The organism is Sulfolobus sp. B1 (assembly GCF_007050195.1).
Classification (GTDB): Archaea; Thermoproteota; Thermoprotei_A; order Sulfolobales; family Sulfolobaceae; genus Saccharolobus.
Genome location: NZ_QIMI01000258.1, coordinates 1 through 1208, shown reverse-complemented (window position 1 = coordinate 1208; position 1208 = coordinate 1). Strand labels below are relative to the sequence as shown.

Below are 1208 nucleotides of genomic sequence, written 5' to 3'. Positions count from 1 at the left end.
TCGTCGGAGATCTTGTAGTCAGCAGAGTGTGAGAGTAAGTTTGAAGTAACGGTACCTATAATTTTACCTAATGGTGATATACTAACTAGTTCAGATACCGAATACTCCTTAATGTCGAATTTTTCACATAGCTCCTGCAATACTTTGTCCAAGTCTTCTCCTTCAAGCCTCAGCGAGTAAGTCTTTCCTTGTATCTTGTACTTTACTACAAGTTTAACCATATAGATAAATTAGACTAATCCCTCATATTTATTTTTGGTTCTACGGAATTATTTGTTAAATTAAAAAGCGCCGTGGTAAGCGTTTTCAGTCAGAGAATTAAGTTTATACAACTCGTGTGTGAACAACAATTTGGTTGATATAAATTGAATTTTGTCTATTGTGGAAAAGTATTTTTAGGGTTATTTATTGTGGCGAGAAGATGAATAGGTTTGATTTCCTAACACTCACTAACTCAACGAGAAACACAATGACGAGATGGCTAAAAATATTCTTCAATACAATTTACTCGAAATCTATTGACATAAGTTGGAATAATGGGGTAAATGAAATTGTTATCCACACACCGTCTAGTTCCCAAAACCATTTTATCCTCTTTCAACAACCTTATACATATGAATATTGTGAAGAAAGAGGATGTAACACTTGTAGTCTTTGAGAGCAAGGAAGAGCATGATAAGTTCTGGGACGAGCTTATCAAAGTGGCTGAAGAAAGGGAAAAGGCTAAGAGTAAACCTTCTTATGGAACCCAATCCTCCAAACGTAAATAACACAGTTTTTGCATCAACACTATAGAGTATCCTTATATTGCCCGTAACTTCTATCGAAAACATCGGATTGTTATACTTATCTCTACCTAATTTCTCTCTAGCGTACTTAAAAGGGTTAGAAGTTATCAAATCGATCTTTCCTTTAATCAAATTAAGCACCTTAGGGCTAGGAAAATTTTCTAATAAGAACTCCCTCAGCTCTTTATCATTCTCTACACCTCTTATAGCGTAACTGATTTTCCAATTCTTGCACATTATAATTAGATTTTGATATTAGAATTTAAAAATCCATCGTTTAGTATTAATTTTGTAATATTAATGAGTCTACTATTATTTGACCTAAGATAGGGGAGTTTTCAGAAAACTGGAAAACTTTTTCACTCTAAAAGAAGAAATTAGTATTAGGGCGGGGTCAGCGGTCAAGGGTCTCATCAGAAG

2 pseudogenes are annotated in these 1208 nt (G+C 34.2%); both read right to left on the bottom strand.

The window, feature by feature from the left end:
* Window positions 1–221, bottom strand: a pseudogene (locus tag DMP16_RS10010) (hypothetical protein); the annotation flags it as partial.
* A 502-nt stretch (window positions 222–723) separates the two neighbouring features.
* A pseudogene (locus tag DMP16_RS10005) lies at window positions 724–1028 on the bottom strand (type II toxin-antitoxin system RelE/ParE family toxin).
* Window positions 1029–1208: the final 180 nt, after the last annotated feature.